Raw genomic sequence first — 19,367 nt, 5'->3', positions numbered from 1 at the left:
TGACGCGGCGGAGGGTGGCGGTCTCGCCCAGGTCGGCCCAGACGAGGGCGAGGGTGGCAAGGCCGAGGATCAGGAGGAGCGCGAAGTTGGCCTTCCAGCCGTAGAGATCGTCGAGGACGCCGCCGATGACGGGACCGATCATGGGAACGAGGCTCATCCCCATCGTCACGTAGCCGATCATGCTGGCGGCGCGTTCGTCGGCCACCATGTCGCGGACGACGGCTCGGGACAGGACCATGCCGGCGGCGATGACGGCCTGGGCCATGCGGAAGACCAGGAACCAGGTGGCGGTGGGGGCGAGGAGGGTGCCGACCGTCGCCAGCAGGAACAGGACCAGCGCCCCGATCAGCACGGCGCGGCGGCCGTAGCGGTCGGAGATCGGGCCGATGACGACCTGCAGAAGCGCGGAGAGGAGGAGGTAGAGCGCCACGGATTGCTGCATCACGCCGTAGGGGACGCCGTAGTAGGCGGCCATTCCGGGGAGGGACGGCAGAAAGATGTTCATGGTCAGGGCCGAGAGCCCGGCCATGAGGATCAGGGTGACGATCTTCGGGGGCGTCGTCCGGTCGAGGAACACTGCGTCTTGCATCAGGAAGGGCTACGCCTGCGGCCTTGGTTTGTCCACGGGGCGTGGGCCTGACGTCACGCCCATTTGTGGAAGATGAAGAACGCCCCCGCCGCGATAAAGCCGAAGCCGACGAGGTGGTTCCAGTGCAACGGCTCTTTAAGGTAGAGGACCGAGAAGATGGCGAAGACCGAGAGGGTGATGACCTCCTGGATCGTCTTCAGCTCGGCGGCGGAGAAATGGCCGTGGCCGATGCGGTTCGCCGGGACCTGAAGAACGTATTCGAAGAAGGCGATCCCCCAGGAGACGAGGATCACGGTGATCAGCGCGCTTTCCTTGAACTTGAGGTGCCCATACCAGGCGAAAGTCATGAAGATGTTGGACAACAGAAGAAGGCCGATGGTGACGACGGGGATCGGAAGGCTGGGCATGATGTCCTCGGGGCTTGGGTGCCGCAGGGCATAGCGCGGGGCGGGCACGGGTCCAATGCTTTGCGGATTTGCGATTTGATTGGCCGGCTTTCAAATGAGTTTGCAAATTCGCCGTTTCCTGCTTCTCGCATCTGCAGCGTTCCCCTAGATTGCCCAGGACATCAGCCGGGGGAGGGCGCGATGAAGGACATTCTGGAAGAGCTTGAGGCCCGTCGTGAGGCCGCACGCGCGGGGGGCGGGGAACGCCGGGTCCAGGCGCAGCACGCCAAGGGCAAGCTCACGGCGCGCGAGCGGATCGAGCTTCTTCTGGACGAAGGGTCCTTCGAAGAGTTCGACATGTTCGTGGCCCACCGCTGCACCGACTTTGGCATGGAGAAGGATCGGCCTGCGGGCGACGGCGTCGTCACCGGCTGGGGCACGATCAACGGGCGGCAGGTCTATGTCTTCACCCAGGACTTCACGGTCATGGGCGGGTCGGTCAGCGAGACGCATGGCGCGAAAATCTGCAAGATCATGGACATGGCGATGCAGAACGGCGCGCCAGTGATCGGGATCAACGATTCCGGCGGCGCGCGGATTCAGGAAGGCGTGGCCTCGCTGGCTGCTTACGGCGAGGTGTTCCAGCGCAACATCGAGGCCTCGGGCGTGGTGCCGCAGATTTCCCTGATCATGGGTCCCTGTGCGGGTGGGGCGGTCTATTCCCCGGCGATGACCGACTTCATCTTCATGGTGAAGGACTCCTCCTACATGTTCGTCACCGGCCCCGACGTGGTGAAGACCGTGACGAACGAGGTGGTGACAGCCGAGGAGCTGGGAGGGGCCTCGACCCATACCCGCAAGTCCTCGGTCGCGGATGGGGCCTTCGAGAACGACGTGGAGGCACTGGCCGAGATCCGCAGGCTCTTCGACTTCCTGCCATTGAACAACCGGCAGAAGGCCCCGGTTCGGCCGTTCTTCGACGATCCGGCCCGGATCGAGTCCAGCCTGGATACGCTGGTCCCCGACAACCCGAACCAGCCCTACGACATGAAGGAGCTGATCGCCAAGGTCGCCGACGAGGGCGACTTCTTCGAGGTGCAGAAGGATTTCGCCGCCAACATCATCATCGGCTTCATCCGGCTGGAGGGCCAGACGGTGGGCGTGGTGGCGAACCAGCCGATGGTGCTGGCGGGCTGCCTGGACATCGACGCCAGCCGCAAGGCCGCGCGGTTCGTGCGGTTCTGTGACGCGTTCGAGATCCCGATCCTGACCTTCGTCGACGTGCCGGGCTTCCTGCCGGGGACGGGCCAGGAATATGGCGGGGTCATCAAGCACGGGGCGAAGCTGCTGTTTGCCTATGGCGAGGCGACGGTGCCCAAGGTCACGGTCCTGACCCGCAAGACCTATGGCGGGGCCTATGTGGTCATGGCGTCCAAGCACCTGAAGGCCGACTTCAACTATGCATGGCCGACGGCCGAGGTCGCGGTGATGGGCGCGAAGGGGGCCGTGGAAATCCTGTACCGCTCCGAACTGGGCGAGCCGGAAAAGATCGCTGCGCGGGTCAAGGATTACGAGGACCGCTTCGCCAATCCCTTCGTCGCGGCCGAGAAGGGCTTCATCGACGAGGTCATCATGCCCCATTCCACCCGTCGCCGGGTGGCCCGGGCCTTCGCGGCGCTGCGCGGCAAGAAGGCCGCGATGCCGTGGAAGAAGCACGACAATATCCCGCTCTGACCGATGCGCCGCGGCCTGACCCTTCCTGTGCTGCTTCTCTCTGCCCTGGCGGTCCTTTCGGCCTGTCAGGACGAGGCTGCGGACGGGCCCACGGTCGAGGTGCCCTCGGGCCGCGCGGTTTCGCTGATCGATGTGATCACCAACGTCCCTGGACCGGCCGGCGCTGCTGCGCGGTTCCGGTTCCTGGTGCCGGATCTCACATCCGAAGACGTGGAAACGGCGGCGGCGGACATGCAGGCGGTCTGCGACAGCTTTGCGCTTTCCCGCACAGAAGGCACAGTGCCAGCACCTCAGCAGATCATCATCACCTTCATGAGCTCCGCCGTTCCCTTCGGCGAGGCGGCGCCCGACGTGGTGCAATTCTTCGAATCCTTCAGGATCGAGAATGGTGCCTGTGTGTGGGAGGTCTTCTGATGCCGACCGGGCCCCGAAATATGTGTTTTCCTTCTGGCCATGCACAATTGGCTGATGTAGGAACGCCACAGGTCGGGAACTTGGTCTGGCCGACATACCAAACCGGATCCGTTTCGGTTAGGGTGGCGACGGGCCGGGCCAAATCGGCCTTTAACAGCGAACAGGTGCCGGATGCCCGCATGGGATCCGAAGCACCCCAAGAAGGATGGAGTAGAGGATGTCGAAGAGCGCACGTCTCGTTCTGGTTCTGGCTATGGTTTCGGCTATCGCCGCTTGCGCCAAGAAAGAAGAAGTGGTTGTCGAGCCGGTCACCCCGGAAGTCGTCGACACCGGCAAGTACAAGTAATCTTCCGGAGCGGGCCTGCCGGCGCACGCCGGGCGGGCCCGCGCCCACCCCTGGCCTCATGCGCATCCGCGCGGTTTGCAGGCCGGTTTTCCGCGACATAGCCAGTCTTTTCAGCGCCCCCCTCTGGGAGAGCGTCGCGCTTTCGCCTATCCGGTCCGTCCACTGCCCTGACAGGAGACAGACCAGATGCTGAAGCACCGCGGCTTCCCGGGCCGGATGCCGGGCACCGACTTCCAGTTCACCATTCGCCGCGCCAATGTGAAGGAAGGCGCGACGAAGCTGATCAAGCGCGAACGCTACAAGGACCGCAAGCACGTGGACCGGCTGGCGGATGCGGCCTTCATGGCGGCGCTCTGGCAGTATTTCGGGGAAGAGCCGTTCGAGCGGGGCAACCTGGATGCCGGGCGGCTGTCCTGGCTTTTCGGGCGCGAGGTCGTGGCGGCCGAAGATCCTTTCGACCCCTGCTCTTACGAAGCGCTGCTACGGATCGACGTGAAGCGGGCCGAGGCGGCCTTCCCGCAGGTCTTCGCCCCCGACGCGCCCGATGCGCTGTCGGACGGTTGGGACGAGGAGGAGGACTAGGCATGAAGTCGCCGACGGCTCTGCGGTTTTGGCATGGATTTGCCCACGTCCCCGGGGTCGTTTGCAACACGTTTGCAATGCTGCGATCCGCGCGCCATTGTCTCTGTGCGGGTCAATGGCAGTCAGGTCATGGCACGCGCAGTCAACGTTGTTACCCTTCCCCTTCCCTTCGGTCCGGCCCGTCCCAGGCCGGACCGATCCTTATGCGCAGGCCTTCGGGGTCGGGTGACGTCTGCGTGGGTCGCTGGAAAAACTGCTTCCAAATCCGTGGTATTGCGGTAGAATCTTCCGCAATAACAACAATCCAACGAGGCAGTACCCCATGCGCAAGTCGCTTATTCTCTTCGCTCTTCTCTCAACGTCCCTGGCCGGCTGCATGCAGGACCCGGCGTCGCGCGGCGTGGCCGGCGCGGCGGCTGGCGCTTTGGTCGCCGATGCTTTGGACGAAAACATGCTGGCCGGCGCGGCGCTGGGCGGGATGGCGGGTCTCGCCACCTGCGGCATCGAGCTGGGCCTGCCGCCCTGCAACACGGGCTACTGACGTAACCGCCTTCGGGCGGGTTGACCTGGCACAAGGGACCATCCGGGCTGACCGCCCGGGTGGTCCTTTTGCATTTCCGATGGGGGGAGCCGATGTTTGACAAGATCCTGATCGCCAACCGGGGCGAGATCGCCTGCCGCGTGATCAAGACGGCGCGCAAGATGGGGATCAAGACGGTGGCGGTCTATTCTGACGCCGACCGCAATGCGCTGCATGTCCAGATGGCGGACGAGGCGGTGCATATCGGGCCGCCCCCCGCCGCGCAGAGCTATATCGTGATCGACAAGATCATGGACGCCATCCGCCAGACGGGCGCTCAGGCGGTGCATCCGGGCTATGGCTTCCTGTCCGAGAACCGCAATTTCGCCGCGGCGCTGGAGGCAGCGGGGGTGGTGTTCATCGGGCCGCCGTCCCCCGCCATCGAGGCGATGGGGGACAAGATCACCTCGAAGAAGATCGCCCAGGAGGCCGGTGTTTCCACGGTCCCCGGCTACATGGGCCTGATCGCGGATGCGGACGAGGCGGTGAAGATCTCCTCCCAGATCGGCTATCCGGTGATGATCAAGGCCAGCGCGGGCGGCGGCGGCAAGGGGATGCGGATCGCCTGGAACGAGGCCGAGGCTGCGGAGGGCTTCCAGTCGTCGAAGAACGAGGCGGCGGCAAGTTTCGGGGATGACCGCATCTTCATCGAGAAGTTCGTCACCCAGCCGCGCCACATCGAGATCCAGGTGCTGGCCGACAAGCACGGCAATTGCGTCTACCTGCATGAGCGGGAATGTTCGATCCAGCGCCGGAACCAGAAGGTGATCGAAGAGGCGCCCTCGCCCTTCCTGGACGAGGCGACGCGGAAGGCGATGGGCGAACAGGCCTGCGCGTTGGCGAAGGCCGTGGGCTACACCAGCGCCGGGACGGTGGAGTTCATCGTCGATGGCAACCGCAACTTCTATTTCCTTGAAATGAATACCCGTTTGCAGGTCGAGCATCCGGTGACGGAACTTATCACCGGGGTGGACCTCGTCGAACAGATGATCCGCGTCGCCGCCGGCGAGCCGCTGCCGTTCAAGCAGTCCGACCTGAAGATCCACGGCTGGGCGATGGAATCCCGGCTTTATGCCGAAGACCCGTACCGCAACTTCCTGCCCTCCATCGGCCGCCTCACCCGCTACCGACCCCCGGTCGAGGGCAAGACCGAACGCGGCGGCATCGTGCGGAACGATACCGGCGTCTACGAGGGCGGCGAGATCAGCATGTTCTACGACCCGATGATCGCCAAGCTGTGCACCTGGGGCCCGACGCGGGCCGACGCGATCGAGGAGATGCGGCTGGCGCTCGACACCTTCGAGGTGGAAGGCATCGGGCACAATCTGCCCTTCTGTTCGACCGTGATGGACCACCCGCGGTTCACGAGCGGCAACATCACCACGGCTTTCATCGCTGAGGAATTCCCCGAGGGCTTCTCGGGCGCAACGCTGGACGCGCCGACGCTGCGCCGTCTGGCCGCCGCGGCGGCGGCGATGAACCGGGTCGCGGAAATCCGGCGGACGCGGATTTCGGGGACGATGGACAACCACACCCGCCGCGTGGGCGACGACTGGGTGGTGACCGCGCAGGGGGTGAGCTTTGCCGTGACGGTGAAGGCCGATCATGACGGATCGACCGTGGTGTTCGACGACGGGACCGAGCTGCGGGTGACGAGCGCCTGGACGCCGGGCCAGCCCCTGGCGCGACTGATGGTGGGCGGCGAGCCGCTGGTCATCAAGACCGCGAAGGTCCCGATGGGCTTCCGGATGCGCCTGCGCGGCGCGGACCTGAAGGTCCATGTCCAGACCCCGCGCCAGAAAGCGCTGGCCGGGCTGATGCTGGAGAAGGCGCCGCCGGATACCTCGAAGTACCTCCTCTGCCCGATGCCGGGCCTCGTGGTGAAGATCGCGGTCGCGGAGGGCGACGAGGTCCAGGAAGGTCAGGCGCTGGCCACCGTCGAGGCGATGAAGATGGAGAACATCCTGAAGGCGGAACGCAAGGGCGTGGTCAAGAAGATCAAGGCCAGTGCCGGGGCAAGCCTGAAGGTCGACGACGTGATCATGGAGTTCGAATGATGCCGCGCCGGTCGGGCCGGGGGCGATTTCTTCGAAGAAATCGTGACGGAGCCTTCGAAGGCTCCGGTCCGGAATTTTCGAAAATTCCGGCGCCTTACCGACCGGCGGGGTTCTTTTCCAGCGCCTCGGTGCGGGCGATGGGCATCTTGTCGATGGAGTTGACGATCTCGCGCCCCTCCCAGGGGAGAGGCTTCCGGATCGAGGGCCGCCAGTCCTTGTCCATCAGCACCAGCGAAAAGCCCCGGGGGCGAAGCTTGCGGCGCAGTTCGGACGGGTTCGCGGGGTCGGTGTCGGTGATGAGGATGACGTCGCGGGCGGCAAGCTCGCCGTAGTAGCGGGTCAGAAGCTCCATCTGCCGGACGAAGGCGGGCTGATTGGGGCTGTCCGCGAAGACGATGACCGGACGGCGGACGTAGAGGAGGTCGGCCTCGACCACCTCGGCCGCCGGGACGGGGGCGAAGGCGGGAACATCGGCGGGGGCCTCATCGGCCCCGGCAGGAAGGACAAGCGCCGGGATGGCAAGGGCCAGAGCGGCAAGGAACGGACGACGGGCGACGGCTTTCATGGCCCTGATATAGGGGCGGTTTGTGAAAAGCCCAAGCGCGCGAAAGCGTCGCGGAATGGAGAGTGGGATGGCCGATCTGAAGGTGTGGGAGGCGCTGGCCTCGAAGGAGCTGAAGGGCAAGGGTCCGGACAGCCTGAACTGGCAGACGCTGGAGGGGATCACGGTCAAGCCGCTGTACACGGCGGCGGACGTGGAGGGGCTGCCGCAGATGGGTGAGCTGCCCGGGGTGGCCCCCTTCACGCGCGGTGTCAGGGCCACGATGTATGCCGGGCGGCCCTGGACGATCCGGCAGTATGCGGGGTTTTCCACCGCCGAGGAGTCGAATGCCTTCTACCGGAAGGCGCTGGCCGGGGGGCAGCAGGGCGTGTCGGTGGCCTTCGACCTGGCGACGCACCGGGGGTATGACTCGGATCACCCGAGGGTCGTGGGCGATGTGGGGAAGGCGGGGGTCGCCATCGACTCCGTCGAAGACATGAAGATCCTCTTCGACGGCATCCCCTTGGAAAAGATCAGCGTTTCCATGACGATGAACGGGGCGGTGATCCCGATCCTGGCGAATTTCATCGTGGCGGGGGAAGAGCAGGGGGTGGCGCGGGCGGACCTGTCGGGGACGATCCAGAACGACATCCTGAAGGAATTCATGGTGCGGAACACCTACATCTATCCGCCCGAGCCTTCGATGCGGATCATCGCGGACATCATCGAATACACGTCCCGCGAGATGCCGAAGTTCAACTCGATCTCGATCTCCGGCTACCACATGCAGGAGGCGGGCGCGAACCTGGTGCAGGAGCTGGCCTTCACGCTGGCGGACGGGAAGGAATACGTGCAGGCCGCGATGGCGCGGGGGATGGATGTGGACGACTTTGCGGGGCGGCTGTCGTTCTTCTTTGCCATTGGCATGAACTTCTTCATGGAGGTTGCCAAGCTCCGCGCGGCGCGGATGCTGTGGCACCGGATCATGTCGGGGTTCGGTGCGAAGAAGACCTCCAGCCTGATGCTGCGGACGCATTGCCAGACCTCGGGCGTGTCCTTGCAGGAACAGGACCCCTACAACAACGTCATCCGCACGGCCTACGAGGCGATGGCGGCGGTGTTGGGGGGGACGCAGTCGCTGCACACGAACGCGCTGGATGAGGCGATTGCGCTGCCGACCGAGTTTGCCGCGCGGATTGCCCGGAATACGCAGCTGGTCTTGCAGGAGGAGACGGGGATCACTCACGTCGTCGATCCGCTGGCGGGGTCCTATTACGTGGAGAGCCTGACGAACCAGCTGGCCGAGGAGGCGTGGAAGCTGATCGAGGAAGTCGAGGCAATGGGGGGCATGACCAAGGCGGTGGCCTCGGGCATGCCGAAGCTGCGGATCGAGGAGTCGGCCGCGCGCAGGCAGGCGATGATCGACCGGGGGGACGAGGTGATCGTCGGGGTCAACAAGTACCGCAAGGACAAGGAAGACCCGATCGACATCCTGGACATCGACAACATGGCGGTGCGTGAGGCTCAGGTGGCGCGGCTGAAGCAGGTGCGGTCCAGACGCGACGAGGTGCGGTGTCAGGCGGCGCTGGCGGAACTGACGCGGCGGGCCGGGGAGGGTGGCAACCTTCTGGAAGCGGCGGTGGAGGCAGCCCGGGCACGGGCCTCGGTCGGGGAGATTTCGGACGCGATGGAAAAGGTGTTCGGGCGGCATCGGGCCGAGGTGAAGACTTTGGCGGGCGTCTATGGCGCGGCCTATGAGGGCGACCAGGGGTTCCAGCAGATCCAGAAGGATGTGGAGGCCTTTGCCGAGGCCGAGGGGCGGCGGCCGCGGATGCTGGTCGTGAAGATGGGGCAGGACGGGCACGACCGGGGGGCGAAGGTGATCGCCACGGCCTTCGCGGACATCGGGTTCGATGTGGATGTGGGGCCGCTGTTCCAGACGCCGGAGGAAGCGGCGCAGGATGCCATCGACAACGACGTGCATGTGATCGGGATTTCGTCGCAGGCGGCGGGGCACAAGACGCTGGCCCCGAAGCTGATCGAGGTGCTGAAAGCGCGGGGGGCGGGGGATATCCTTGTGATCTGCGGGGGGGTCATTCCGCAGCAGGACTACGATTTCCTGAAGGCGGCCGGAGTGAAGGCGATCTTTGGACCCGGCACCAACATCCCGGCGGCGGCGAAGGAGATCCTGGACCTGATCCGGGCCGCGCGGGGGTAGCTGTCCACGGTGGACAGAGTCTCGGGCCTTGGAAAATCAAGGGCTTGGTTGCGGGCGTTCAGGGTTTCTTAACCCCAGCCCCCTCTTGTCAGGCCATGCGGGCGAAAACTCCCGGGCCGTCGTATTTCCGGTCCGGCGCGGCGCGGGCCCAGCGGGCCAGAAGCGCGAGGGAGTTGGCGATGGTCCGGCGGGGTGAGGCCCCGCCCCGTTCGGCCAGCATGTCGTGGATCTGGTTCGCCCAGCCGCGCCAGCCGGTGGTGAAATGCCGGGTATAGCCGTGGTAATCGTAGCCCGTCACCTGAAGTCCGGCCTTTGCGCAGAGCGCAGTCAGCGACGCCTCGGTGAAGAAATGCAGGTGCCGCGGCGCGCGACGGAAGCTCTGCCGGCTGGCCGGAGGAGCGGCCTAGAGCTCGATCTCGCCGTTTGGACCGGGCTGGGGATCGGCCGGTGGAGTGGTTTCGGGCGCGAGGGGAGCGTTGCGGCGGATCAGGATGTCGCCGTTCGGCAGGATGACCGGCATGTCGTAGTTGGTGAAATCGTCAACGATCGCGAACAGTTCGGTGATCTTGGGGCCGATCTCCTGCCCAAGCGCGTCGAGGGCGGGCTTCATCTGTTCCAGAGCCTGCCCCATCTCGTCCAGCGCGGGCTGCGCTTCGGTCATGAAGCCGCGGAAGAGTAGCTTCATCCCCTCTTCCATGAGGCTGAAGCCGTCATCCTCGGCTTCCGGCGTTGCGGGAGCCTCCTGCGCAAGGGCGGGGGTGGCGGTGAGGATCAGGGCGAGGGCGAGCTTTTTCATGGTCCGCATATGGGAACCGCCCCGGCCCATGTCAAACCCCCGGTCAGGGACCAAGCGGCAGATCGACCGTCACGGGGAAGTGGTCCGACGCCTGCAGGAGCGCTTCGCGCAGTTCGGGGACCTCCATGATCCGGGGATCCTGGAACGGGTGCCAGATGCGCCATTCCGGCCCGCGCGCGGCGAGGTCGGGCGAGACCATGACGAAATCGAGGAGTGCCTCGAAGAAGCGTTTCTGCGGGGCGAGGTAGAAGCGCGCGGTGGTCGGCGCGAGTCCGACGCGGCGCTGGAGCGCCATCGAGGCATGGGGGTCGGTCAGCTGCGTCGCGGGGTCGGGCGTGGTGCCGAGCACGATCTCTACCCCCGAATGGCCGAAGAGCTTTTCGAATTCGTCGATGCCGGGGCCGTCGTTGAAATCGCCCAGCACGACGAGACTGTCGCCTTGCGCCAGATGCGCCTCGACCCGCTGACGAAGCCAGAGGCACTGGGCCAGCTGCTTGCGGCGGTTCTCGATGGACAGGCGGATCTGCGCCTCGCGACCGACGGCGCCATAGGGGTTCTTCGACTTGGCGTGGACGCCGATCAAGCGCAGGCGCTGGCCGTTCGCGGTGGTGACGGCAAGTTCAAGCGGCGGCTTCGAGAAGCGGATGGTTTCCGAAATGTTGTCGGCGTCGAGGTCGTAGCGGAAGGTGGTGTCGAAGCGCGGCGCCTCGTGCGAGCCGTGGCTGTTCGAGGGCGCGCCTTGCGGGTCGTGGCGGACGGTCAGCCGGTCGGGGTCGTAGAGGAAGGCGATTTCCTGTTCGGTCTCGGACGGAAAGCCGATCAGCGCCTTGTGGGCGCGCAGGCCCGCGGCCTTGGCGAAGGTCTCCAGCGCCTTCACGGTCGAGCGTTTCCCGTTGGTGTCCGGGGCCTCGATGATCATGATGCCGTCGGCGTTGAGCGCGTTGAAGACGATGCCAAGCGCGGAAAGCTGTTCGCCGCGGCTGACCTTGTAGCGGGTCGAGGGGGCGCGGTCTTCCAGCATCCGGCCGTGGTCGTCGAAGAGGGCGTTGAACCATTCGACGTTGTAGGTCGCGAGCCGGAGGGGCCGGGACCTTCCGTCGCCGGTCATGCGGCCTCCTTGGCCGAGATCTCGCGCCAGGCTTCGTTGATGAGCTGGAGCCGGCGTTCGGCCAGTTTCATCGCCTCGGGCGGGACGCCGCGGGATTGCAGGACGTCGGGGTGCGTGTCGCGGACAAGCTCGCGCCAGGCCTTCTTGGCCTGGTCCTTCGAGGCGTCGCGGGGCAGGCCGAGGACGTCGTAGGGATCGCGCGGGGCGCCTTCGACCAGGCGGGAGCGGACGATGTTGAAGCAGCGGTCGTCGAGGCCGAATTCGTCGGCGACATGGGCAAGGAAGGCGTCTTCGCCTTCGTGGTAGGAGCCGTCGGCGATGGCGATCTGGAAGAGCGCTTCCAGGATGTCGACGAGGACGTGGTGGTCGTCGGCGCAGATGCGGTGGCCATCGGGGTTGAAGAGACGGGCGATCTTGCGGGCGTAGGCGTCGAAACCCGCGACGTCCTGGCGGGCAAGGTTGTAGACGCGGGCGGCGTGTTCTTCCTCGCCTTCTGGGAAGGTGAAGATGCGGCGGAAGGCGGTGACCTCGTCGCGGGTGACGGTGCCGTCGGCCTTGGCCATCTTGGCGCCAAGCGCGAGGACGGCGATGGTGAAGCCCACCGACTGTTCGGGCGCGGGGTCGTTGCGCAGGCGGTCGAAGACCACGGAAAGCGGTTCGCCCTGGACAAGGGCGGCGAGGGCTTCGGTGATGCGGGTCCAGATCGACATGTCGCGAACCATAGAACGGTCCGCGCGGCTTGTCAGAGGAATTTCTGCATCAGCACAAGGTCCATGAAGCGGCCGAACTTGAAGCCGGCCTCGGGGATCGTGGCGATGTGGCGGTAGCCCATGCGTTCGTGGAAGTTGCGGCCGTCGGCATTCTCGCCCGAAACGCCGGCGATCATCTGGTGCGCCCCGGCGGCGCGGGCATGGTCCTCGATCGCGGCCATGAGCGCGCGGCCGATGCCCTTGCCCTTGGCGGCGGGGGTGAGCGAGATCGAGTGTTCCATGCAGGTCCGGTAGCCCTCGCCCGCGCGGAACTGGCCGTAGCTGGCCTGGCCGAGGAGCGTCTCGCCCTCGACCGCGACAAGGAAGGCGTGGCCGGCGGCGGCCTTGGCGGCGATCATGCCGAGGATGTCATCGACGGTCTTCGGGACCGGATTGAAGGTGACGGCGGTGCTTTCGATCCAGTGGTTCAGAAGGGCGGCAAGGGCGGGCGCGTCGGCGGGTGCGGCAGGGCGGATCATGTCAGGACGCGAGGGCCGTCGGGCGTGGCGAAGGTCGCGCGGAACCCGCGGTAGGGGCCGAGCTGGACTTCGACGCGGGGGTCGGCAAGCCCCTTCAGCGCGGCGCGCAGGGCGGGAGCCTCGGGGTGGGTGATCTGCAGGCCCGTCAGGCGGATGCCGTGGTCGCGCAGCGCCCGTGCGGGATGCAGCTCGCCCTGCCACTGGATCAGCGCGGGGTGGCAGTCGTCGAAGGGCAGGCGGCCGGTGGCGGGCACGGCAAAGCGCCAGCGGTAGTCGCCGCGCTGGAGGTCGGTGGCCGTGCCGGTGCCTTCGGGGGCCTCGCGCAGGGCGGCGTCGAGGTCGTCTGTCCGGCAGATCCAGTTCGTGAGCCGCGGGGCGCCCTGGAAGCTGTCGAGGTCGAACCAGCGCGGGTGCGCGGGTTTTGGCGCGGTGGGGTCGATCGCGATGACCTCGAGGTAAAGGTCGCCCAGGGACAGAAGCCGGTTGTGCGTCCCCATGTGCGGGTGCTTCCCCCCGCCCGCCAGTGGCACGCCAAGCGCCATCTCGACCCAGGCGGCACCGTCCTCCAGCGTGGCGGCCGAGACCGCCAGGTGATCGAGCGCGAGCATCATGCCTTGTCCTTCAGGACGACCTTGGTCGTGGCCTTGAGCGCCAGCGCCAGGGCGGCGAAGCGGGCCTGGGCGACCTCGCCGAAAAGGCCAAGGCCGTCTTCGGTCAGTGCAAGCGTCAGCTGGCGCTTCTTCAGGTTCCAGCGCAGCTCGCCCGCCTGCGCAGGATCGCCGATCGAGAACATCGCGCCGAAGCGCATGGCCTTGCCCAGGGCCTCGGCCTCCTGGATGTCGGTTTCGGAGAGGAGGCGGAAAAGCGGCTCCATCCGGCTTCCGGCGCGGGAGTTCTTGTAGCGGTGGAGGAGCGCCAGCCCGAGGAAGACGCGTCCGGGGTGGTCCAGCCCGCCAAGGTTCGCGCGGGTCGCATTATCGAAGCAGGCTTCGGCCCGGTAGTCCGGGTGCGCGCGCCAGGTGGTGTCGTGGAGCAGGCAAGCGGCCTTGATGAGGCGCAGCCGGTCTGGGGTCGCGCCCTTGAAGAGCGGTTCCAGGAAGGCGAAGAGCTTCTTGCCGAAGCCCGGGATGCGGGCCTGGGTCAGTTCGGTCATCCGCGCGGCTTCGATCAGCGGGTCGCGGGCGCGGAGTTTTTCGGGCATCTGTTCGTAGAGCAACCCCTCACGGATCCCGTAGGCGGAGACGTCGATCTCGGAGGGCTTCAGGATGCGGATGATCTCGCGCAGGACCTCGCAGGCGAGGGGCACAAGCTCCATCCGTTCCGCGCTGGTGCCGGTGCGGCCGCGGAGCGCCGAAAGGTCGGTGGTCTGCAGCCAGTCGAGCGTGGCGAGAAGCCCCTCGGGCGTCATGCGGTATTCGTGCAGCACGGTCAGCGGGTAGTTCCGCCGTTCCATGTCCAGCCGCGCGATCACCCGCCAGCTTCCGCCGACCAGGTAGATGCGGTCACCCTCGGGCCGGATCTCCCGCGCGGCGGCTTCCAGGATCGTGTCGATATGGGCCTTTCGCTTCTTCGGGTCGGCCGAGACCTGCTGCAGCCGGAAGGGGCCGAGGGTCGTCGAGACGCGCTTGCCGACCTTGCCGTTGCCGATCCGCGCAAGCTCCATCGAGTTGCCGCCGATGTCGCAGACGATGCCCTTGGCGTCCGGCCAGCCGAGCAGCACGCCCTGCGCCGAAAGCCGCGCTTCCTCGGCCCCGTCGATGACGTGAAGCTTGAGACCCGTCTCGCGCAGGACCTGGGCCTGGAATTCGGGCCCATCTTCGGCCTCGCGGGTGGCGGCGGTGGCGACGACGGTGAAGGGGCTGATGTCCATGCCGCGGGCCAGGAGCGAGAAGCGCTTCAGCGCGGCCAGGGCGCGTTCCTTGCCCTGCGGGTTCAGCCGCCCGGTCTCGGCCAGCCCCTTGCCCAGGCCGCACATGATCTTTTCGTTGTAGAAATAGGCGGGCGAGCGCGCGGCGCCGTCGAAGACGACCATCCGGACCGAGTTCGAGCCCACGTCCACCACGCCGACCCGGGACAGGGCGCGGGCAGAGGGATCGTCGAACAGGGGCTTGCCGAAAGGACCCCAGTCGCCGCCGTCGTCGTCATCGTCGGGAAGGGCGGCTTGTCCGTCTGCGGCCATCGAAGAATCTCCGGGGTCGTGGGGCGGTATGGTGACGGCGCGAGGCAGGTCGGTCAACCGGCTGGGGCGGCTAAAACTCTTCGAAGAGTTTTGCAAATTCCTTCGAAGGAATTTGGTTCCGCCTGATGCCGGGCGTCAGCGCTTCTTCGGCTTGGGCGCGGGCCTGGTGCCGATGGCCCGTGCGGCCTCGGCGGCGGCGCGCAATTCCTCGGCGATTTCCTCGGCTTCCTCGGGGTCGAAGTCGAGCGGCAGTTCGATCCCGCCCTCGGCCTCGACGTAGATGCGGACCATGCCTTCGTCGGTGGGGCCGATCTGCAGATTGGCGCTGATGTCGCTGGGAGAGTTGATGCCCATGGGTCTTGCTCCGGCTTTGCGTCGGGGTAGCGGGCGGCGGGGCAGGGTGCAAGGAAAAATCGCCTGACGCGGGGGAGGAAAGCGCGTCGCATTGGTGCTTGCATTCCGGGGGGAGGGGGGCTAAATCGCCCCGCAAGTGCCGCCTTAGCTCAGTTGGTTAGAGCACCAGATTGTGGATCTGGGGGTCCCCCGTTCGAGCCGGGGAGGCGGTACCATCAGCCCCCTTGAAGTCGTTGCGGCGTTCGGGTGATCGCGACCGACGCGGTCTAGTGTCCTCGGTGCGGATCAGCATCTGTTGGAACTCTGCCACCCACCTTGGACCATCAACATCAGTCGTCCGTACGTGGCCTTGTCAGGCTTCGCATCGCCAAGTGAGCGAAAGCTTGCCAGTCGACGACGAAGATCAGAACCTTTGCATCGAGCGCCTGAGCGTCGGTGCTGACCCGCGCACCGCCGATGATCATGATGAAGCCTTCAAGGTGCTGCAGCCGGCGCCTTTAGCATGGCCGTGCTTTGGATCAAAGAGAACCCAGCCTGGTCGGATCGGCGGCATCTCTTTGCAGATACGACAGGGGCGAAAACCAAGTGATAGGCAGATTTCATAATTCAAATATATATATATGAAGAGTTGCATGTAATATCTACCTGCGCGGGTAGAAGCGCAAAACATTGACATTTGGCCATCCTGTCGTTTGAAGGGGGTACCCTCCTGGTTCACGGTCGAAATGAAATTGGCGATGACAAAGACTTGCATCCTCGTTCTCGGAATGCACCGTTCGGGTACCAGCGCCTTCACCCGTCTGCTGAATCTGGCCGGCGCCGAGTCTCCAAAAAACCTGATGGAGGCCAAACCGGACAATGTGCGCGGATTTTGGGAATCCGAAGCCGTCTGTGGTGTGAACGATGCATTTCTGGCACGCTGCGGAAGTCGCTGGGACGACTGGCGCAAGCTTGACCTGGAGCGCTGCCCACCAGCAGTCGTGGCCGAGTTCGAGAACCGCATTGCTGACGTTATCCGCCAGGAATTCGGAGATGCGGAAACGATCGTCATCAAGGATCCGCGGGTTTGCCGCTTCGTGCCGGTCTATGTCAGGACGCTCGAGCGGATGGGCTATCGGGTCGTGTTTCTGCATGCGCTGCGTCACCCGAGCGCCGTGGCTGCGTCGTTGGGCAAGCGCGACAACATGGCCCCGATGCAGGCTTGTCTGCTTTGGATGCGTCACCAGCTGGATGCAGAGCGGGCGACCCGCGGTTTGCAACGGGGCTTCTTCTCTTATGAGGCGCTGGTACAGGACTGGCGAGCTTCGGTCGAGCGGTTTGCTTCGGCCCTGTCTCTTCCGTCCCTTGGGCAGAAAGATGAAGCTGCACTGGCCCAAATGGATGCATTCTTGTCCCCTGATCTTCAGCACCATGTGACTGGAGCTCCGCTTCCTGGTGTGCCGGACGAAGTATCCGCACAAATCGATTCGATTTCCCGGCTGCTCGAGCGGCTGTGCTCCGATCCATCAGACGCGACGACCTTTGCGGACCTTGATAGCGCCCGACATTTCCTCGACAGCCTGTCGAGTTGGGCCGGTGAGGCACAATATGCAACACTCGCTGCACTGGAGCAGACGCATAGTGAGCAGCTTGCAGAGGCGAGAGCCCAGGCTCGGGCGCTGAATGATCAGCTTGCAGAGGCGAATGCCCAGGGTCGGACGCTGAATGCTCAGCCTGCAGAGGTGAAGTCCCAAACTCGGGCGCTGAATGATCAGCTTGCTGAGGCGAAAGCCCAAGCTCAGGCCCTACATGCTCAGCTTGCAGAGGCGAAGGCCCAGGCGCAGGCGATGGAAGTCAAGGTCCGGGAGGCAGAGGATCAAGCGCAGTCCGCTTTACATGCTGCCCGTGAGGTCACGGAGGCGCTGCGGCTTGCGCGCAAGCGTCCCCATGTCATCCTGGGCCAGTTGGTGAAGTTCCGGGTGTTGCGGACGCTTTCCTCCAAGTCGTCGCCGCTGCCATCGCGCATGAAGTCCCGCTTTGCCAGAAGCGCAGGCAAGGTCGACCCGGGGCGCACAGGTTTGGCCGCACAACTGGACCAATCCAGCCGATCTTTGCTCCCTCCGATCTCGCAGGTAATGACCGGGGCAGTGGAGCGCGATGCGATCAACGTCAGTCCCGAAGACCTGAAGACCGCGTTCCGGGCGGGGGCCCAACGTCAACTGGATGCGTTTCTGAAGTCAGACGACCGCATCACGCTGCCACGGACTGCTGAACCGAAGGTCTCCATCATCCTCGTTCTGTGGAACCAGGCAGGGTTTACGCTGAACTGCCTTCGCTCGCTGGAGATGGAATCCAGTGTCCCGTTCGAGGTGATCGTCGTCGACAACGGCTCGACCGATCAGACGGCGGAGCTGCTGGCCAAGGTCGACAACGTTGTCTACCTGCCGCAGACTGAAAATCTCGGCTTTTTGCGGGGCGTGAATCGAGGGCTGGAGGCTGTTCGTGGTGGGCATGTTCTCCTGCTCAACAACGATGCGACGTTGCGGCCCGGTTGCCTGAGCGCTGCGATTGAGGCCATGGATTCGGGCACCGATATCGGTGCGGTCGGCGGGCCGATCATTCTTCCCGATGGCAGGCTCCAGGAGGCGGGCAGCATAATCTGGCAGGATGGAAGCTGTCTCGGCTATGGGCGTGGCGACAATCTGGCGGACGGCCAGTACAATTTCCGCCGCGAGGTCGATTATTGTTCGGGGGCATTCCTGCTTATCAGGGAAGGCCTCTTCCAGGAACTTGGGGGCTTCGATACGGACTTCATTCCTGCCTATTACGAAGAGACGGACCTCTGCATGAGGATACGGCGCGCTGGCAAGAAGGTGATCTTTGAACCTCGTGCCATCGTCGACCATTTCGAGTTCGCTTCCAGCGAAAAGCGCGAGCAGGCATTGGAAATGCAGCGCACCAATCAGCGCAAGTTCGTTGAAAAGCATGCCAAGGAACTGCGGGACGGTCACATGCCCCCGCACCTTCGAATGTGCTCTTCGCGCGTGCGCGGGAGCGCCGCGAACGGATCCTCTATATTGATGATCGCATTCCGATCATCGCGCTGGGAGCAGGCTTGCCGCGGGCGAATGAGATCCTGCGTCTGATGACGGAGGAAGGATACTTCGTGACTTATTTCCCATCGACCACTCCCGTCGACACTTGGGAGGATGCGAGATCAGCCGTACCGATCGGGGTTGAGGTCGCGATGGGGTGGGGGCTACTGCTGCTTGAAAAATTCCTGGAAGAGCGGCGGGGATACTACCAGCAGATATTCGTAAGTCGTCCGCATAACATGCAGGCGCTCGCGGCGGTGCGCCAAAATCGACCAGAGCTTTTCGAGGGGATCCGCCTGACTTATGATGCTGAAGCGCTGTTTGCTTCCAGAGATGAAGTCAAAGCAAACCTGTTCGGTGACAAGATTCTGCTGAAACGGGCGGCCCGGGATCGACTGAGCGAACTTGCCCTTGTGACTTCTGCGGATCAGGTGACGGCGGTCAATCAGGCCGAGGCGGATCAGTTTGCCGCAGCCTCAGGAAAGCCAGCGCGCGTTCTTGGCCATTCGGTCGAACCCATGCCGACTGAAGCGGCCTTCGGGGATCGCAAAGATATCCTGTTCCTGGGCCGACTGGCCGACGATGGGTCGCCCAATGTGGACAGCCTGATCTGGTACATCGATCATGTGCAGCCACGTCTCGACGGGCTGTTGGTCGACCAGCAACCTCTCACGGTCGTGGGACTTTGTTCGGCTCCCAGCATTTCCGAACTCGATCTCGCCAAGGTCCGCCTGCTCGGTGTCATCGACGAGTTGCAGCCGATCTTCAACTAGGCGCGGGTGTTTGTCGCCCCGACGCGTTTCGCGGCGGGCATTCCCCACAAGGTCCATCAAGCTGCGGCTTTTGGAGTTCCGAGCGTGACGACTTCGCTTTTGGCGCGTCAACTCGGATGGGAGGATGGCCGGGACCTGCTGGTGGCGGACTCGCCCGACGGTTTTGCCTCGGCCGTCCAACGCCTTTACACGGACCAGGATCTTTGGAGGAGCATTCGCTCCAATGCATTGAAACGCATCGCGGATGACTGCAGCGTAGAGCGGTTCCGCGAGGCGCTTCGCGAAACACTCAGGGGCGGAGTTTCAACTGAACTCCGTACGGCACCTTCCGTCCCGCCAACGGATCGCACACGCAAGACTGTGGGGTCAAAAGCCTGAGTAAGGACTGGCGCGTGGAAACCAGAAATA

General features: G+C 64.8%; 22 protein-coding genes and 1 tRNA gene. 11 read left to right on the top strand and 12 right to left on the bottom strand.

The genetic code is table 11. From position 1 onward, the window contains the following. On the bottom strand, positions 1–589 hold a 589-nt coding region (locus ACE3Q6_RS09815), incomplete at its 3' end, for an MFS transporter (protein WP_374431561.1). A 53-nt stretch (positions 590–642) separates the two neighbouring features. Then, positions 643–996 carry a DMT family protein gene (locus ACE3Q6_RS09810; protein ID WP_374431559.1) on the bottom strand — a complete coding sequence of 118 codons (354 nt, stop codon included), beginning with the start codon at positions 994–996 and terminating at the stop codon, positions 643–645. 180 nt (positions 997–1,176) lie between these two features. Here ACE3Q6_RS09810 and ACE3Q6_RS09805 point away from each other — a divergent pair, with 180 nt between their 5' ends. The 6 genes from ACE3Q6_RS09805 to ACE3Q6_RS09780 all read left to right on the top strand — a co-directional run bounded on the left by ACE3Q6_RS09805 (position 1,177) and on the right by ACE3Q6_RS09780 (position 6,688). After that, positions 1,177–2,709 (top strand): acyl-CoA carboxylase subunit beta, encoded by a 1,533-nt coding sequence (locus tag ACE3Q6_RS09805; RefSeq protein ID WP_374431557.1) that lies wholly within the window; start codon positions 1,177–1,179, stop codon positions 2,707–2,709. A 3-nt stretch (positions 2,710–2,712) separates the two neighbouring features. Continuing rightward, positions 2,713–3,123 (top strand): DUF6497 family protein, encoded by a 411-nt coding sequence (locus ACE3Q6_RS09800; RefSeq protein WP_374431555.1) that lies wholly within the window; start codon positions 2,713–2,715, stop codon positions 3,121–3,123. A gap of 217 nt (positions 3,124–3,340) precedes the next feature. Beyond that, the gene (locus tag ACE3Q6_RS09795) at positions 3,341–3,469 is read left to right on the top strand and encodes a hypothetical protein (protein ID WP_374431554.1); all 129 of its coding nucleotides are present in this window, start codon (positions 3,341–3,343) and stop codon (positions 3,467–3,469) included. A 186-nt stretch (positions 3,470–3,655) separates the two neighbouring features. Then, positions 3,656–4,051 carry a hypothetical protein gene (locus tag ACE3Q6_RS09790; protein ID WP_374431552.1) on the top strand — a complete coding sequence of 132 codons (396 nt, stop codon included), beginning with the start codon at positions 3,656–3,658 and terminating at the stop codon, positions 4,049–4,051. A gap of 376 nt (positions 4,052–4,427) precedes the next feature. Further along, the gene (locus tag ACE3Q6_RS09785; RefSeq protein ID WP_374431550.1) at positions 4,428–4,592 is read left to right on the top strand and encodes a hypothetical protein; all 165 of its coding nucleotides are present in this window, start codon (positions 4,428–4,430) and stop codon (positions 4,590–4,592) included. Between the two features lie 92 nt (positions 4,593–4,684). Then, complete coding sequence (locus ACE3Q6_RS09780) at positions 4,685–6,688, top strand: acetyl-CoA carboxylase biotin carboxylase subunit (RefSeq protein WP_374431548.1); 2,004 nt, start codon at positions 4,685–4,687, stop codon at positions 6,686–6,688. 94 nt (positions 6,689–6,782) lie between these two features. Here the strand turns inward: ACE3Q6_RS09780 and ACE3Q6_RS09775 are convergent, their stop codons facing one another. After that, positions 6,783–7,253, bottom strand: coding sequence for a DUF4174 domain-containing protein (locus ACE3Q6_RS09775; protein WP_374431546.1), 471 nt, complete (start codon positions 7,251–7,253; stop codon positions 6,783–6,785). Between the two features lie 67 nt (positions 7,254–7,320). Between ACE3Q6_RS09775 and scpA the strand changes: the two genes are divergently transcribed. Continuing rightward, positions 7,321–9,447 carry a methylmalonyl-CoA mutase gene (scpA, locus tag ACE3Q6_RS09770; RefSeq protein ID WP_374431543.1) on the top strand — a complete coding sequence of 709 codons (2,127 nt, stop codon included), beginning with the start codon at positions 7,321–7,323 and terminating at the stop codon, positions 9,445–9,447. An 88-nt stretch (positions 9,448–9,535) separates the two neighbouring features. On the opposite strand, the gene ACE3Q6_RS09765 is transcribed toward scpA, so the two are convergent. The 8 genes from ACE3Q6_RS09765 to ACE3Q6_RS09730 form a co-directional block, all read right to left on the bottom strand. Beyond that, entirely contained in the window at positions 9,536–9,745 is a 210-nt protein-coding gene (locus ACE3Q6_RS09765; protein WP_374431541.1) for a hypothetical protein, read from the bottom strand. A gap of 105 nt (positions 9,746–9,850) precedes the next feature. Beyond that, positions 9,851–10,243 carry a hypothetical protein gene (locus tag ACE3Q6_RS09760; RefSeq protein ID WP_374431539.1) on the bottom strand — a complete coding sequence of 131 codons (393 nt, stop codon included), beginning with the start codon at positions 10,241–10,243 and terminating at the stop codon, positions 9,851–9,853. A 43-nt stretch (positions 10,244–10,286) separates the two neighbouring features. Beyond that, entirely contained in the window at positions 10,287–11,351 is a 1,065-nt protein-coding gene (locus ACE3Q6_RS09755) for an endonuclease/exonuclease/phosphatase family protein (protein ID WP_374431536.1), read from the bottom strand. Beyond that, positions 11,348–12,061 (bottom strand): TerB family tellurite resistance protein, encoded by a 714-nt coding sequence (locus tag ACE3Q6_RS09750; RefSeq protein ID WP_374431534.1) that lies wholly within the window; start codon positions 12,059–12,061, stop codon positions 11,348–11,350. Before ACE3Q6_RS09750 ends, ACE3Q6_RS09755 begins: the two co-directional genes overlap by 4 nt. Before the next feature lie 32 nt (positions 12,062–12,093). Further along, positions 12,094–12,579, bottom strand: coding sequence for an N-acetyltransferase family protein (locus tag ACE3Q6_RS09745; RefSeq protein ID WP_374431531.1), 486 nt, complete (start codon positions 12,577–12,579; stop codon positions 12,094–12,096). After that, positions 12,576–13,187 carry a VOC family protein gene (locus ACE3Q6_RS09740; protein WP_374431575.1) on the bottom strand — a complete coding sequence of 204 codons (612 nt, stop codon included), beginning with the start codon at positions 13,185–13,187 and terminating at the stop codon, positions 12,576–12,578. Before ACE3Q6_RS09740 ends, ACE3Q6_RS09745 begins: the two co-directional genes overlap by 4 nt. Then, entirely contained in the window at positions 13,187–14,758 is a 1,572-nt protein-coding gene (locus ACE3Q6_RS09735; protein WP_374431529.1) for a Ppx/GppA family phosphatase, read from the bottom strand. Before ACE3Q6_RS09735 ends, ACE3Q6_RS09740 begins: the two co-directional genes overlap by 1 nt. A gap of 135 nt (positions 14,759–14,893) precedes the next feature. Continuing rightward, positions 14,894–15,112: a DUF6324 family protein gene (locus ACE3Q6_RS09730; RefSeq protein ID WP_374431527.1), complete on the bottom strand. Its 219-nt coding sequence runs from the start codon at positions 15,110–15,112 to the stop codon at positions 14,894–14,896. Between the two features lie 138 nt (positions 15,113–15,250). Between ACE3Q6_RS09730 and ACE3Q6_RS09725 the strand changes: the two genes are divergently transcribed. After that, positions 15,251–15,327 (top strand) — tRNA-His (locus tag ACE3Q6_RS09725). A gap of 114 nt (positions 15,328–15,441) precedes the next feature. Here the strand turns inward: ACE3Q6_RS09725 and ACE3Q6_RS09720 are convergent. Then, positions 15,442–15,576 (bottom strand): hypothetical protein, encoded by a 135-nt coding sequence (locus ACE3Q6_RS09720; protein WP_374431525.1) that lies wholly within the window; start codon positions 15,574–15,576, stop codon positions 15,442–15,444. 261 nt (positions 15,577–15,837) lie between these two features. Here ACE3Q6_RS09720 and ACE3Q6_RS09715 point away from each other — a divergent pair, with 261 nt between their 5' ends. From ACE3Q6_RS09715 to ACE3Q6_RS09705, 3 genes are read left to right on the top strand one after another with little or no spacing between them, the layout of a single operon-like run. Beyond that, positions 15,838–18,237 (top strand): glycosyltransferase, encoded by a 2,400-nt coding sequence (locus ACE3Q6_RS09715; RefSeq protein ID WP_374431523.1) that lies wholly within the window; start codon positions 15,838–15,840, stop codon positions 18,235–18,237. Next, complete coding sequence (locus tag ACE3Q6_RS09710; RefSeq protein WP_374431521.1) at positions 18,237–18,959, top strand: hypothetical protein; 723 nt, start codon at positions 18,237–18,239, stop codon at positions 18,957–18,959. Before ACE3Q6_RS09715 ends, ACE3Q6_RS09710 begins: the two co-directional genes overlap by 1 nt. 6 nt (positions 18,960–18,965) lie before the next feature. Further along, positions 18,966–19,337: a glycosyltransferase gene (locus ACE3Q6_RS09705; RefSeq protein ID WP_374431519.1), complete on the top strand. Its 372-nt coding sequence runs from the start codon at positions 18,966–18,968 to the stop codon at positions 19,335–19,337. The last annotated feature ends 30 nt before the right edge of the window (positions 19,338–19,367 follow it).

The organism is Tabrizicola sp. (genome assembly GCF_041913445.1).
Classification (GTDB): domain Bacteria; phylum Pseudomonadota; class Alphaproteobacteria; order Rhodobacterales; family Rhodobacteraceae; genus Tabrizicola.
Note: the sequence above shows the minus strand (reverse complement) of the source record. Positions and strands in the feature narration are given on the sequence as shown.

Bases quoted from the DNA above. Each gene is read 5' to 3' on its own strand.
- ACE3Q6_RS09810 (WP_374431559.1), bottom strand. From the start codon at position 996: ATGCCCAGCCTTCCGATCCCCGTCGTCACCATCGGCCTTCTTCTGTTG.
- ACE3Q6_RS09805 (WP_374431557.1), top strand. From the start codon at position 1,177: ATGAAGGACATTCTGGAAGAGCTTGAGGCCCGTCGTGAGGCCGCACGC.
- ACE3Q6_RS09800 (WP_374431555.1), top strand. From the start codon at position 2,713: ATGCGCCGCGGCCTGACCCTTCCTGTGCTGCTTCTCTCTGCCCTGGCG.
- ACE3Q6_RS09795 (WP_374431554.1), top strand. From the start codon at position 3,341: ATGTCGAAGAGCGCACGTCTCGTTCTGGTTCTGGCTATGGTTTCGGCT.
- ACE3Q6_RS09790 (WP_374431552.1), top strand. From the start codon at position 3,656: ATGCTGAAGCACCGCGGCTTCCCGGGCCGGATGCCGGGCACCGACTTC.
- ACE3Q6_RS09785 (WP_374431550.1), top strand. From the start codon at position 4,428: ATGCAGGACCCGGCGTCGCGCGGCGTGGCCGGCGCGGCGGCTGGCGCT.
- ACE3Q6_RS09780 (WP_374431548.1), top strand. From the start codon at position 4,685: ATGTTTGACAAGATCCTGATCGCCAACCGGGGCGAGATCGCCTGCCGC.
- ACE3Q6_RS09775 (WP_374431546.1), bottom strand. From the start codon at position 7,253: ATGAAAGCCGTCGCCCGTCGTCCGTTCCTTGCCGCTCTGGCCCTTGCC.
- scpA (WP_374431543.1), top strand. From the start codon at position 7,321: ATGGCCGATCTGAAGGTGTGGGAGGCGCTGGCCTCGAAGGAGCTGAAG.
- ACE3Q6_RS09760 (WP_374431539.1), bottom strand. From the start codon at position 10,243: ATGAAAAAGCTCGCCCTCGCCCTGATCCTCACCGCCACCCCCGCCCTT.
- ACE3Q6_RS09755 (WP_374431536.1), bottom strand. From the start codon at position 11,351: ATGACCGGCGACGGAAGGTCCCGGCCCCTCCGGCTCGCGACCTACAAC.
- ACE3Q6_RS09750 (WP_374431534.1), bottom strand. From the start codon at position 12,061: ATGTCGATCTGGACCCGCATCACCGAAGCCCTCGCCGCCCTTGTCCAG.
- ACE3Q6_RS09745 (WP_374431531.1), bottom strand. From the start codon at position 12,579: ATGATCCGCCCTGCCGCACCCGCCGACGCGCCCGCCCTTGCCGCCCTT.
- ACE3Q6_RS09740 (WP_374431575.1), bottom strand. From the start codon at position 13,187: ATGCTCGCGCTCGATCACCTGGCGGTCTCGGCCGCCACGCTGGAGGAC.
- ACE3Q6_RS09735 (WP_374431529.1), bottom strand. From the start codon at position 14,758: ATGGCCGCAGACGGACAAGCCGCCCTTCCCGACGATGACGACGACGGC.
- ACE3Q6_RS09730 (WP_374431527.1), bottom strand. From the start codon at position 15,112: ATGGGCATCAACTCTCCCAGCGACATCAGCGCCAATCTGCAGATCGGC.
- ACE3Q6_RS09720 (WP_374431525.1), bottom strand. From the start codon at position 15,576: ATGATCATCGGCGGTGCGCGGGTCAGCACCGACGCTCAGGCGCTCGAT.
- ACE3Q6_RS09715 (WP_374431523.1), top strand. From the start codon at position 15,838: ATGAAATTGGCGATGACAAAGACTTGCATCCTCGTTCTCGGAATGCAC.
- ACE3Q6_RS09710 (WP_374431521.1), top strand. From the start codon at position 18,237: ATGACGGAGGAAGGATACTTCGTGACTTATTTCCCATCGACCACTCCC.